Source organism: Pseudomonas sp. FME51, from assembly GCF_014897305.1.
Map to the genome: position 1 here is coordinate 60,189 of NZ_JABUYN010000013.1, position 13,154 is coordinate 73,342.

Below are 13,154 nucleotides of genomic sequence, written 5' to 3' on the forward strand. Positions count from 1 at the left end.
TCATCTGTCCTCCAGACGGAAATACAAGGTTTTGGTTGCTTCACGCGCCACTGCCTGGCCGTTTTCCCGACGCGGTGCAAAGCGCCAGCGGTTGGCGGCACGGCGCGCTTCACGCTCGAACACCCCTTTGGGTTTGGCTGCCGTCACCTGCAGATTCTCCACTCGCCCGTCGGGAGAAATGGTGAACGCCAGCGTTACCTCACCTTCGATACCCGCCGCCAACGCGCGCTGCGGATAGTTGGGTGGTATATCCACCAGCGGGCTGACTTCTTCAGCGGTGGACGGGCTGCTCGATGCGGCCGGCGCCGCGGGCACTGCAGGTGCCGGGGTTGGTGCTGGTGCCTGCGCCGCGGTAATGCCGGCCAAGGTGGGGGTAACGGCCACGTTGATACCCGGCGTCGGCAGATTCGGTACGGAAATATTCAGCTGCACGCTGGTTTCGACCTGCGGTTGCGGCGGCGCTGGCTGGGGTGGCGGCACGTCCGGCGGCTGCGGCTGCTCCGGCGGCTGGCGTTGCTGACGCTGGCGGCTATCGCTGGGCGTGTCAGCGACGCTGCGTACAAAGCTGACACGCGCCAGTTCCGCACCCTGATCACGAGTGTCCCGTGGTGGCATGATCAGCACCATCATCAAGGCGAACAACGCCAGCGTTACCAGCAAGGCACCGGCAAAGCTGACCAATAGGCGCATCAGTTGGCTCCCACCGTGGCAGCCAGCGCCACATCCTGCACACCCGCCATGCGCACCTGATCCATTACCTGAATGACCAGGCCACTGCGTGCATCCTGATCTGCCTGCACCACGACGCTACTCTCAGGCTGATCCACCCGCATACGTTCCACTGCAGCGCGTACCGCGCGGATATCCACCTGCTGGCGATCGATCCATATCTCGCCATTGGGGTCCACGGCGATCAGGATATTACCCTTGGGCTGCTCTTCGGAGCTGTCCGCTGTCGGGGTGTTGACTTCGATACCGGTCGTTTTGATGAAGGTGCTGGTGACGATGAAGAAGATCAGCATGATGAACACCACGTCAAGCATGGGGGTCAGGTCAATGCCGGCTTCATCGTCGTTTCCTGCCGAGTGTCTGCGCATGCGCATGGTCAAGTATTCCTATTCGTGACGCAGGCGGTCAGTAAGCCGCTGCATGGCCAGCCGCGACGCTGCATCGAGTCGCGCCAGGCAAAATAATCCGCTGATGGCAATCATCATCCCGGCCATGGTCGGTACGGTGGCGCGGGACACACCCGCCGCCATCGCCCGAGGATTGCCGGTGCCACTGACCGACAACACGTCAAACACCTGGATCATGCCGCTCACCGTACCCAGCAGTCCGAGCAACGGGCACATGGCAATCATGACTCGGATCATCGGCATAAACCGATTCAGCCGCTGTCGCGCTATAGACAGCCAGGCTTCACGAATATGCCGGGCCGCCGCACTGCTGTGATCTGTGCGGCGCAACCAGCGGTTCTGCAGGCTGGCCGAGCGCTTGGGGAAAATGCGCCACAGATACCACAGCCGCTCGACCATCAGCGTCCACAGCACTATGGTGAAGAACAGGATCGTCCACAGCACCCAGCCGCCGCTGTCGAGAAAGTCCCTGAGCATCCACAGGGCTTCACTCACCCCGCCGCTCTCCGGTGTCCAGATGCAGCGCTATCAAACCCGCACTCTGTTGCTCAAGCAGCTGGATCAGCGCCTTGCTGCGCGAAGCCAGCATGCCATGCAGGAATAGCAGCGGGATGGCTGCCACCAGGCCTTGCACCGTGGTCACCAGTGCCTGGGAAATACCGCCGGCCATCAACTTCGGGTCACCTGTACCAAACAGGGTAATAGCCTGGAAGGTCGCGATCATGCCGGTGACGGTACCGAGCAGGCCCAGCAGCGGGGCGACGGCAGCCAGCAGCTTGATCAGTCCGTTGCCGCGATCCAGCGCCGGGGTTTCACGCAGGATCGCTTCGTCCAGTTTCAGCTCCAGCGTGTCCAGCTCCTCCAGTCGCGGCTTGCTGCCGATCACACCGAGAATGCGCCCCAGCGGGTTGTCATCGCGCAATTGATCCAAGCTGTTGGCCTGCTGTTCCACCTTCCGGGAGATACCCAGCAACCAGACCAGCTTGACCAGCGCCAGCACCACACCCAGCACACCCAGAGCAATAATCACGTAACCCACCAGGCCACCCTGGCGTACCCGGTCCATGAAGGAAGGCGTGAGCTGCATCTGACTGATCACGGTACCGCGAGTGGGATCGACCACCAGGTCAGCCAGCTCGCTGCGCGGTGCCACAAAGTCACTGATCAGGCCGCGGCCGTCAGGCTGCTTGTCAGCCACCTGCAGGGTATCGGCTTCAGACTGGTAGCTGAGATACTCCCCTTCAGCCAGCGCGGCAAAGGGACCGACCAACACGACCGGCTGCTCATGCTGCTGACCATCCCGCCCGATAACCGGTGCACTGACCTTGCTGATCTTGCCACTGGCGGTCATGTCTTCCTGCAACATGAACCAGAACTGCTCCAGGGTTTCCACCGTCGGAATCTGCGCCGTGGAAGCCAGTCGGTCGAGCTGAGCGAGGCGCTCGGGGAACTGCATATTCAACAGCGAATCCTGCCATTGACTGCGGGTGTCACCGGCCATGTGTCGTACCACACCGAACAGCTCACCGAGATTGCCGCTGCGCTCCCGCATCTGCGCCTCGGTATCGGTCAGCTCCTTCTCCAGCCGATCGAACTCCGCCTTGAGCTGGTCAGCTTCAGCCTTGATCGGCGCCAGTTCACGCTCGGCCTGTGCCAGCAGACCCTGCTGGTTGTCCCGCTCACGCAAAAATTGTGCTTCGCGCTCACGCATGGCGGCCTGCTCGCTGCTGCGGATCTCGCGAATGTCCTGCAGCAACTGGTCGAGAGAGGCGGGTTGGGCAAGCGTCAGCGGGCTGATCAGGGCCGCGGCAAAAGCAATCAACAGACGTTTCATTGTGCAACTCCCTGTTCACTGACCGGCGGCAAAGGCAAACGCAGCATCACCGGGGTCTGCTGCTGACGGGCGATTCTCAGCCCCTGTGCCAGCGTACGGTGGTAACCGGCGGGCAAAGCCTGCCACTGCTGGGCTTCAGCATTCCAGTAGCCCTGCGTGTGACCGTCCAGGCTCTGATAGAAGAGCACCAACCGCCCCAACCGCAGAAACTCCACCACGCGTTGACTGCCATCGATGTCCAGGGCGCCGCGCCAGGCTTCCAGGGTGCGACCATAATCGCTTTCGATCTGATAAGCCTCAAGCACCCGGCGATACTTCTCCGCAACGGTAACGTCCGGACGGATCATCAACGCCTGGAGTTGCGCCAGCCGATCGGCTCGCTCATCTTCCAGAAACGGCAGGTCCAGCTCAACAAACTGCTCCAGCGACCTGAGCATGCGCTGCAGCATCGGCATCACTTCAGCCTGGGTTTCTTCGACGGTCGCCAATTGGGCCTGCAGGTCTTCCAGCTCACTGCGCTGGGAATCGACCATCTTGCTCAACTGCTGGTTGTATTCGGCAAGCTGATCCTTTTGCTGGATCGCCTGGCGGTAGCGGTTCAGAGCGTCGCGGGTAGCGTCGTCCAGCTGATCGATACGCTGCTGTGAACGCTGGGCGTCAGTCATCATGGCCTCGCCTTCGACCAGAGCACGTTCTCCTGCGCCTTGCGCCAACACCACGGTCGGCAACAGCCCGGCCATCAAGAATATCCAAACCGCTCTCATCCAGTTCCTCCAGGGTCATGATGAGACTCGATAGCCTCGCCACAAAAGAGAAGCATTATCATCTTCCCGACAGCAGAATTCAACTGCGGCATCCTGTCGCAAGAACACAAGGCAAACAATTGCTCCAGATCAATAAACGATGCGGGCGGGATGCCTAGAGTAGGCCCATACCCGATACCCAAGGAGACATCTCAATGTCGCGCACTGCATCAAAGTTTGCTCTCGGCCTGCTGCTCGCCCCTGCTCTGCTGGCTGCTTCCATCGCTCAAGCTCATCAGGCTGGTGACATCATTGTTCGCGCAGGTGCGATTACGGTTGACCCGCGTGAGGACAGTTCGGGTATAAAACACAACACCTTAGGTAATCTTGGCGGTAAGGCTACCCTGGACAGCGATACCCAGCTGGGTCTGAACTTCGCCTATATGCTGACTGACCAAGTGGGTATCGAATTGCTGGCAGCCACGCCATTTAGCCATGACGTGGGTCTGAAAGGCTTGGGCGGCGGTTTGGATGGAAAACTGGGCGACATCAAGCATCTGCCGCCTACCCTGAGCGTGGTTTACTATCCGCTGAACAACCAATCCGCCTTCCAGCCATACGTGGGTGCAGGTATCAACTACACCACGTTCTTTGATGAAGGCCTGAGCGGTGAGCGAAAACAACAAGGTTTCAGCGGCCTGGAGCTGGACGACTCCTGGGGCTTGGCCCTGCAGGTCGGTGCTGACTACATGCTCGACGACAGATGGATGGTCAATGCTCAGGTACGCTATATCGATATCGACACCACCGGCAAGACCAGCCTGGCTGGTGAACGGGTCAAGGTAGATGTTGACGTCGACCCCTTCGTCTATATGGTCGGTCTGGGCTATAAGTTCTAAAACCCGCCCGCAATAGAAACGGCCGCTGATGCGGCCGTTTCTATTTATACAACTCAGTTATCTGTTCCCCACTCAGCTTTCCAGCTCATCCAACAGCGCCGGCAACTGGCTACGCCAAGTCCGCGGCTTGATGCCGAACACCAGCATCAGCTTGCGCCCCAGCAGTGCCGCATTCTGCGGCCGGCCGCGCAGCTCAGGCAGACTGCCGTAGGCCACTGGCTGGAATACCACATCTCCGGAAAGCACACCGCGACCGATCAGCTCCTGCATCACATTTTGCGCAAAGCTGATCCAGGTAGTCACTTCGCTGCTGCCGTAGTGATAGGTGCCATACACTGACGCAGCGCAATCCAGCTGCTTCAGCAGCGACAACATGACCCGCGCCGCATCCGCGACCGGGGTCGGATTGCCACGCCATTCTTCAGGCAGCGTCAACGGAGAGGGGCCTTTGAGCCCGGCTATCAATTGCCCGAACGGCCCTTCCGGCGCGGCATCCAGCAACCAGCTGAAACGCAGAATGATATGTTTCGGACACTGTGTGCGCAGGCTGTCTTCCAGCTGCGCTTGCAACCGGCCCAGCGCACCTGTGGGCCGCGGCTCATCCTTCTCGGTATGGGAGGTCGTTTTGCTGCCATCGAACACGCGGGCACTGGAGAGCATCATCAGCGTCACGCCCTTGCTCGCACAGCCTCGGATCAATCGCTCGTCAAACTGCTGCTGGGCCTGCAGTACCGCAGCATCTTCCAGACCCAATTGAAACTGCTCGCGATAGAACGCCAGATTCAACACCAGATCCGGCTTGGCGCCGGTCAGCAGGTCATCAGCCATATCCGGCTGCCAGCCCTGCTCCGGGCGCTCGACCGATTCCAGCTGGATAAACTCCGCCGCCGCCTGAGCCAGCAACGCCTGCCCGAGCCTGTTTTCCCCACCGAGCAGCAACACCCGCATTCGCATTCACATAACCTGTCGATACTGTTGATGTGTTGCATTGTGCAACGTTCAGCGGTTCACGTCATCAAGGTGTGTCAGGTATAGGTAATCATTGATTGGCGATCAGACCGGTCCAGATGCGGGATATTGTTGAAACTGCTCAAGCGCATGTTGCGGTTATTGAATCGGCAATGAGTCACCGCCGTGTTGCGGGTCTGCAGGTTGAGATCGACCATGGTCGATTCGGGCGCTTGCAACAATTGCCGCACCAGCATGGCAATGGCTCCACCGGAGCTGACCACCAGCAGGCGCTGGCCCGCATGGCGCTGCTGAACGCCTTCCCGGAATGCCGCCAGACGCTGTTCGAAGTTGGCCCAGGTTTCCGGCAGCTCCCCTTCCAGCTCGCCCGTGGACCACAGCAGAATGCCCTGCTTCAGGCGCCGAAAGAAATCCAGCGCCACCGGTTTTTCCGGCAGTGCATGCTCGGGGAACTGGGCGGTATAGGCCCGCAGCACTGAATGAAAGTCGAACTCGTTCAGTTCCGGATACACCTCGAAACTCTGCTCAGCCAACCCCATGCCGGCGCAGATGCCTTCGGCGGTTTCACGGTGGCGAACCATGTCCCCGGTGATGATGTGGTCGAACAGCATATCCCGTTCGCGAAAATATTCGCCCAGCAGGCGTGCCTGCTCATGCCCCAACTCCGATAGCTGATCATAGTTGCTGGAGCCGAAGGAAGCCTGGCCGTGGCGTACAAAATAGATCTCAGACATGCATGATTCCACTTGTTTTTCTTGGGAGACAAAAAGGCCGGCAAAAAAAACCCGGCTGCCCTTGGATGTTCTCATCCTCAGGCATACCGGGCTGTTCAGACAGCTCTATATCAGAACGGAATGTCGTCATCAAAGCTGTCGTAATCAGGCATCTGCTGCGCCTGAGGTTGCTGCGCTGGCTGCTGAGCCTGCTGTTGCGGCGCTGCCTGACGCTGGGGTGCCGGACGCGACTGCTGTGGGCGCGGGGCCATGCCTTCGCCACCCTGGGGGCGACCATCGAGCAACTGCATCTGACCGCCGATATCAACCACGATCTCGGTGGTGTAGCGCTTCACACCGTCTTTTTCCCACTCACGCGTTTGCAGGCGACCTTCGATGTACAGCTTGGAGCCCTTGCGTACATATTCGCCGACGATTTCCGCCAGACGACCGAAGAACACCACACGGTGCCACTCGGTACGCTCTTGCTGCTGGCCGCTCTGCTTGTCCTTCCAGCTGTCGGTCGTCGCCAGGGTGACGTTGGCTACTGCGTTGCCATTGGGCATGTAGCGCACTTCCGGGTCACCGCCCACGTTACCGATCAGGATTACTTTATTGATGCCTCTGGCCATTCTCACTCTCCTCGGGTGTCTGGTGTATTCAGATCGGATTGACGATCCGGTCCAGTTGTTCGCGATCCAGCACCTGTGTATCGACTTTGATATAAGCGGCTAGTTCGTCAGCCACGATAACTGCCTCGGCCACTCCCGGTACGTCCAGTATTCTCCGGTGCAACGCCTCATCCCGAACCAGCGTCGGGGCCAACGCCAGGCGGAGGCTGGTAACGTACGGAGGCTCGGCCATGGTAACACCAATTCCGAACCAGGATAGTGCCAGCAGCGCGCAACAGGCGAACACTCCGACCAGGCCGAAGCTCCCATAAACCGCGCCGCCCAGCACACCCCCGAGGGCCGCGCCGGCAAACTGACTGGTGGAATAGATGCCCATGGCCGTGCCCTTGCTGCCCGCTGGTGCAATCTTGCTGAGCAGAGACGGCAAGGTCGCTTCCAGCACGTTGAAAGCAACAAAAAACAGCACTATGGCCGCCACCAGCCAAGGCAGGGAGGTCATGCTCAGCCACATCATCGGCTGCACCAGCGCCAGCAGCAGAATCGCACTCAGCACCACCCGCTTGATCTTGCGTTGGCGCTCGGCATAAATGATCAGCGGCACCATGCCGACGAAGGACAGCAGCAGTGCGGTCAGATAGACCCACCAGTGACTCTCTCGCACCAACCCGGCTTGCTCCTGGAGCGCCAGCGGGATGGCAACAAAACAGGCCATCAGCAAAGCATGCAATACCGCGATGCCGTAGTTCAAGCGCAGCAGATCGGGATTGCGCAAGGCCGGTAGGAAGGCGCCTTTGGCCACTCCGGCGTCACGATGATGCAGCGCCTGCACCGGCGTCGGTACCACCAGCGCAACCAGGGCGATACCCACCAGCGCCAGCACCGCCGTCGTATAGAACACGCCCGGCAGGCCGGCAGCCCCGGCGATCAGCGGCCCGGCGACCATGGCCACGGCAAATGACAGACCGATGCTCATGCCGATCATGGCCATGGCTTTGGTGCGGTGCTGATCACGGGTCAGATCGGCGACCAGCGCCATGATCGCCGCGGCGATGGCGCCCGCGCCCTGCAACACGCGCCCCGCGATGACGCCAGCGATGCTGTCGGCTTGGGCTGCCAGCAGACCACCCAGAGCAAACAGCAGCAGACCGCCGATGATCACCGGCTTACGGCCGATACGGTCGGACAGCATGCCGAAGGGAATCTGCAGAAAAGCCTGGGTGATGCCGTAGGCGCCGATAGCCATGCCGATCAGCAACGGCGTGGCTCCCTGCAGGTCCTGTCCGTAGGTCGCCAGCACCGGCAGCACCATGAACAGACCGAGCATGCGAAAGGCAAAAACCGCAGCCAGGGACGACGCAGCGCGACGCTCTTGGGACGACATGGTATCTGCCGGGTACATGGATTCTCCGCTGCGGTGAACAAAAGGCCGGCATTTTAGCATGCTTGAGCGGTCGAAACAGGTATCGTACGTCCGCTGCGGCGATGGCCTGGGCTATAGCCGTTGACGCAGCGCCGACACAACCTTTCGGCGGGCGTTTTTTGCGGGGACACCCCCGAAACACGTATACTGTCGAGCTTTGCTGGCTGCGGGTAAATGTGCTGTGGATACTATCCTGATACGTGGGGCGCGTACCCACAACCTGAAAAACATTGATCTGGACCTGCCACGCGACAAACTGATCGTCATCACCGGGCTGTCCGGTTCGGGCAAGTCCTCGCTGGCGTTCGATACGTTGTATGCCGAAGGCCAGCGACGCTATGTCGAGTCCCTATCGGCCTACGCCCGGCAGTTCCTGTCGATGATGGAAAAGCCCGACGTCGATCATATCGAAGGCCTGTCCCCGGCGATTTCCATCGAGCAGAAGTCTACTTCGCACAACCCGCGCTCCACCGTCGGTACCATCACCGAGATCTACGATTACCTGCGACTGCTATTCGCCCGAGTCGGCGAGCCGCGCTGTCCTGATCATGACCTGCCGCTGGCCGCGCAAACCGTCAGTCAGATGGTCGATCAGGTATTGGCCCGCCCCGAAGGCAGCAAGCTCATGCTGCTGGCGCCGGTCATGCGCGAACGCAAGGGCGAGCACCTGGCCCTGCTCGACGAACTGCGTGCTCAGGGTTTCGTTCGTGCGCGTATCAATGGGCGCATCTACGACCTGGACGAAGCACCGGCACTGGAGAAGACGCGCAAGCACACCATCGAAGTGGTCGTCGACCGTTTCAAGGTGCGCGAAGACCTGCAGCTGCGTCTGGCCGAATCCTTCGAGACCACCCTGAATCTGGCCGACGGCATCGCCATTGTCGCCCCCATGGAAGGTGAAGAAGGCGAGGAAGTCACCTTCAGCGCTCGCTTTGCCTGCCCCCAGTGCGGTCATTCAATCAGCGAACTCGAACCGCGCCTGTTCTCCTTCAACAATCCAGCCGGCGCCTGCCCGGGTTGCGATGGGCTGGGGGTCAAACAGTTCTTCGACAATCGTCGGCTGGTGAATGGCGAGTCGACACTGGCCGAAGGCGCCATTCGCGGTTGGGACCGACGCAACGTTTACTACTTCCAGATGCTCAGTTCGCTGGCCCAGCATTACGGTATCGATCTGGACCAGCCTTTCGATGATCTGAGCGACAAGCACCGCAAACTGATTCTGAATGGCACCGGCACTGACAAGATCCCTTTCCGCTACCTCAATGACCGCGGCGACATCGTCAAGCGCGAGCATCCGTTCGAAGGTATTGTGCCCAACCTGGAGCGTCGCTACCGGGAGACGGAATCACAGAGCGTGCGCGAAGAGCTGAGCAAATACCTCAGCACCCAGCCCTGCCCCGACTGCCACGGCACTCGCCTGCGCCGCGAGGCACGTCATGTATTCATCGACGAACGCAACCTGTCCGGCATCACCACCATGCCGGTCGGCGCTGCGGCGGAATACTTCGGGCAACTCACACTGCCGGGCAGTCGCGGTGAAATCGCCGAGAAGATCCTCAAGGAAATTCGCGCGCGACTGATGTTCCTGGTCAACGTCGGGCTCGACTATCTGGCCCTGGATCGCAGCGCCGACACCCTGTCTGGTGGTGAGGCCCAGCGTATTCGCCTGGCCAGTCAGATCGGCGCCGGCCTGGTGGGCGTCATGTACATTCTCGATGAGCCCTCCATTGGCCTGCATCAACGGGACAACGAGCGTCTGCTGGGCACCCTGATTCACCTGCGCGATCTGGGCAATACGGTCATCGTCGTCGAGCATGACGAGGACGCCATCCGGCTGGCCGACTACGTAGTGGATATTGGCCCGGGCGCCGGCGTGCATGGTGGACAGATCGTCGCGCACGGCACACCGGAACAAGTCATGAACAATCCGGCCTCTCTGACCGGCCAGTACCTGTCCGGCGCCGTGAAGATTCCAGTGCCGGCCGAACGCACACCGGCACGCAAGGACCAGTGGCTACACCTGAAAGGCGCCTGCGGCAACAACCTGCAGAAGGTCAACCTGGAAATCCCGGTCGGCCTGATGACCTGCGTGACCGGCGTATCCGGCTCGGGCAAGTCGACGCTGATCAACAACACCCTGTACCCGATCGCTGCGACTGCCCTGAACGGGGCCACCACGCTGGACCCTGCCCCCTATTCCAGCTTCGACGGCTTGCAGCACCTGGACAAGGTGGTGGATATAGACCAAAGCCCGATCGGGCGGACTCCGCGCTCCAATCCGGCTACCTATACCGGACTGTTCACCCCAATTCGCGAGCTGTTTGCCGGCACCCAGGAAGCGCGCTCACGCGGCTACAAGGCCGGACGTTTCTCCTTCAACGTCAAGGGCGGACGCTGCGAAGCCTGCCAGGGCGACGGATTGATCAAGGTGGAAATGCACTTTCTACCGGACATCTACGTGCCCTGTGACGTATGCAAGAGCAAACGCTACAACCGTGAAACGCTGGAAATCAAATACAAGGGCAAGAACATCCATGAAGTGCTGGAGATGACCATCGAGGAGGCCCGCGCCTTCTTCGATGCGGTGCCGGCACTGGCGCGCAAACTACAGACGCTGATGGATGTAGGCCTGTCCTACGTGCGCCTGGGCCAGTCCGCCACCACCTTGTCCGGCGGCGAGGCGCAACGCGTCAAGCTGGCCCGGGAACTGTCCAAACGTGACACCGGCAAGACCCTGTACATCCTCGACGAGCCCACCACCGGCCTGCACTTCGCCGATATTCAGCAGCTGCTGGATGTTCTGCATCGCCTGCGCGATCACGGCAATACCCTGGTGGTCATCGAGCACAACCTGGACGTGATCAAGACCGCAGACTGGATCGTCGATGTCGGCCCCGAGGGCGGCTCCAAAGGCGGTCAGATCATCGCTACAGGTACCCCGGAGCAGGTTGCTGCCATGGCGCACTCGCACACCGGGCAGTTTCTCGGCCCGTTGCTGGAACGCGACCGGGAAAAATAACGCACACACTCCATGCTCATCAAGGACTCTCCCAACACCCGGCAGCGACGCTTTTGAGAGAGTCCGATCAACTCATATTTTGCGGCGAACAGACACGTGATTGAATTTCAGCAGGTAAACAAGGCCTACCGAGTCGGCGGCCGCGACATACCCGCATTGCATGCCACTGACCTGACCATAGAGCCAGGCCAGGTGTACGGCATCATCGGCCATTCCGGCGCAGGTAAAAGTACCCTGTTGCGGCTGATCAACCGACTGGAAGAGCCCAGCAGCGGGCGCATTCTGGTCGCCGGCGAGGATATCACCGCCCTGAATGCCGAGGGCCTGCGACGCTTCCGGCAACGGGTGGGCATGATCTTCCAGCATTTCAACCTGCTCTCCTCCGCTACCGTCGCCGACAATGTTGCCCTGCCCCTGCGTTTGGCCGGCAGCGCCCACCGTCAACAGATCGCCGCGCGGGTCGCATCGCTGCTGGACCGGGTCGGCCTCAGCGACCACGCCAACAAGTACCCGGCGCAACTGTCCGGCGGCCAGAAACAGCGCGTCGGCATCGCCCGCGCGCTGGCCACCGAGCCCAGCATTCTGCTGTGCGATGAAGCCACCAGCGCCCTGGATCCGCACACCACGGGCCAGGTGCTGCAACTCCTGTCGGAAATCAACCGCGAACTGAACCTGACCATAGTGCTGATCACCCACGAAATGGATGTGATCCGTCGGGTATGTGATCAGGTCGCGGTGATGGATGGCGGACGTATCGTCGAGCAAGGCACGGTCGCCGATGTCTTCCTGCATCCACAGCATCCGACCACCCGCAGCTTCGTCTTCGGCAGTGAATCCGCTGAAGACCAGGCGGACGATTTCAGTCACGTGCCAGGGCAGATCCTGCGCTTGACCTTCCAGGGCGAATCCACTTTCGCTCCCCTGCTGGGACAGGTCGCCCGGGAAACCGGTGTGGACTACAGCATTCTTGCCGGCCGCATCGATCGCATCCGCGATCTGCCCTATGGACAATTGACCCTGGCGCTGATTGGCGGCGACCTGCCCGCTGCGCGCGCGCGCCTGGCCGCTGCTGATGTGCATGTTGAGGTATTACGCGGATGACCGAATTCTTCACCAACATCGACTGGTACGATATCTGGATCGCCACGCTGGACACCCTGCTGATGCTCAGCGGCTCACTGTTCTTCACCGTACTGTTGGGCTTGCCGCTGGGCATCCTGTTGTTTCTGACCGGCCCGCGACAGATGTTCGAGCGCAACGGCCTTTACGCCGTGCTGTCTCTTATCGTCAACGCACTGCGCTCGCTGCCCTTCATCATTCTGCTGATCGTGATGATCCCCTTCACCAAGTTTCTCACCGGCACCTCACTGGGCGTCGCTGGCGCCATTCCCCCTCTGGTGGTTGGCGCCACGCCGTTTTTTGCACGTCTGGTTGAAACCGCCTTGCGGGAGGTGGACCGCGGCATCATCGAAGCGACCCAATCGATGGGCGCGAGCACCCGCCAGATCATTACTCGTGCCTTGCTGCCCGAAGCGCGCCCGGGCATCATCGCTGCGGTAACAGTGATCGCCATTACGCTGGTTTCCTATACGGCGATGGCCGGTGTGGTCGGCGGCGGCGGCCTCGGCGACCTCGCCATCCGCTATGGCTATCAGCGCTTCCAGACTGATGTCATGATCGTCACTGTTGTGTTGTTGCTGGTACTGGTGCAAATTCTGCAAAGTATCGGCGACCGCTTGGTCGTACACTATTCACGTAAATAAGCAGGACAATAGCCTGCAACCGCGTT

Annotated in this window: 13 protein-coding genes; 4 read left to right on the forward strand and 9 right to left on the reverse strand. The window is 60.6% G+C overall.

What is annotated here, in order from left to right; all coding sequences use genetic code 11:
* From INT39_RS18730 to INT39_RS18750, 5 genes are read right to left on the reverse strand one after another with little or no spacing between them, the layout of a single operon-like run.
* Complete coding sequence (locus INT39_RS18730) at nt 1-690, reverse strand: energy transducer TonB (RefSeq protein WP_193075520.1); 690 nt, start codon at nt 688-690, stop codon at nt 1-3.
* Complete coding sequence (locus INT39_RS18735; protein ID WP_193075521.1) at nt 690-1,103, reverse strand: ExbD/TolR family protein; 414 nt, start codon at nt 1,101-1,103, stop codon at nt 690-692. The genes INT39_RS18730 and INT39_RS18735 overlap by 1 nt, the downstream gene beginning before the upstream one ends.
* 12 nt (nt 1,104-1,115) lie before the next feature.
* Nucleotides 1,116-1,631, reverse strand: a complete 516-nt coding sequence (locus INT39_RS18740; protein WP_319021390.1) for a MotA/TolQ/ExbB proton channel family protein — start codon at nt 1,629-1,631, stop codon at nt 1,116-1,118.
* Nucleotides 1,624-2,970 (reverse strand): MotA/TolQ/ExbB proton channel family protein, encoded by a 1,347-nt coding sequence (locus INT39_RS18745; RefSeq protein WP_193075522.1) that lies wholly within the window; start codon nt 2,968-2,970, stop codon nt 1,624-1,626. The genes INT39_RS18740 and INT39_RS18745 overlap by 8 nt, the downstream gene beginning before the upstream one ends.
* Entirely contained in the window at nt 2,967-3,734 is a 768-nt protein-coding gene (locus INT39_RS18750) for a DUF3450 domain-containing protein (RefSeq protein WP_193075523.1), read from the reverse strand. The genes INT39_RS18745 and INT39_RS18750 overlap by 4 nt, the downstream gene beginning before the upstream one ends.
* A 194-nt stretch (nt 3,735-3,928) precedes the next feature.
* On the opposite strand from INT39_RS18750, the gene INT39_RS18755 reads away from it, so the two are divergent.
* Nucleotides 3,929-4,612, forward strand: a complete 684-nt coding sequence (locus INT39_RS18755; protein ID WP_193075524.1) for an OmpW family outer membrane protein — start codon at nt 3,929-3,931, stop codon at nt 4,610-4,612.
* 72 nt (nt 4,613-4,684) lie between these two features.
* Here the strand turns inward: INT39_RS18755 and INT39_RS18760 are convergent, their stop codons facing one another.
* The 4 genes from INT39_RS18760 to INT39_RS18775 form a co-directional block, all read right to left on the reverse strand.
* Complete coding sequence (locus INT39_RS18760) at nt 4,685-5,566, reverse strand: sugar nucleotide-binding protein (protein ID WP_193075525.1); 882 nt, start codon at nt 5,564-5,566, stop codon at nt 4,685-4,687.
* Nucleotides 5,567-5,637: 71 nt separating this feature from the next.
* A complete protein-coding gene (locus INT39_RS18765; RefSeq protein ID WP_193075526.1) occupies nt 5,638-6,315 on the reverse strand; it encodes a histidine phosphatase family protein in 678 nt (225 codons plus the stop codon).
* A gap of 110 nt (nt 6,316-6,425) precedes the next feature.
* Nucleotides 6,426-6,926 carry a single-stranded DNA-binding protein gene (gene ssb / locus INT39_RS18770; RefSeq protein WP_193075527.1) on the reverse strand — a complete coding sequence of 167 codons (501 nt, stop codon included), beginning with the start codon at nt 6,924-6,926 and terminating at the stop codon, nt 6,426-6,428.
* Nucleotides 6,927-6,954: 28 nt separating this feature from the next.
* The gene (locus INT39_RS18775) at nt 6,955-8,325 is read right to left on the reverse strand and encodes an MFS transporter (RefSeq protein WP_193075528.1); all 1,371 of its coding nucleotides are present in this window, start codon (nt 8,323-8,325) and stop codon (nt 6,955-6,957) included.
* Between the two features lie 202 nt (nt 8,326-8,527).
* On the opposite strand from INT39_RS18775, the gene uvrA reads away from it, so the two are divergent.
* The 3 genes from uvrA to INT39_RS18790 all read left to right on the forward strand — a co-directional run bounded on the left by uvrA (nt 8,528) and on the right by INT39_RS18790 (nt 13,128).
* Nucleotides 8,528-11,365: an excinuclease ABC subunit UvrA gene (gene uvrA / locus INT39_RS18780; RefSeq protein WP_193075529.1), complete on the forward strand. Its 2,838-nt coding sequence runs from the start codon at nt 8,528-8,530 to the stop codon at nt 11,363-11,365.
* 96 nt (nt 11,366-11,461) lie between these two features.
* Nucleotides 11,462-12,466, forward strand: a complete 1,005-nt coding sequence (locus tag INT39_RS18785; protein WP_193075530.1) for a methionine ABC transporter ATP-binding protein — start codon at nt 11,462-11,464, stop codon at nt 12,464-12,466.
* The gene (locus INT39_RS18790) at nt 12,463-13,128 is read left to right on the forward strand and encodes a methionine ABC transporter permease (protein ID WP_193075531.1); all 666 of its coding nucleotides are present in this window, start codon (nt 12,463-12,465) and stop codon (nt 13,126-13,128) included. Before INT39_RS18785 ends, INT39_RS18790 begins: the two co-directional genes overlap by 4 nt.
* Nucleotides 13,129-13,154: the final 26 nt, after the last annotated feature.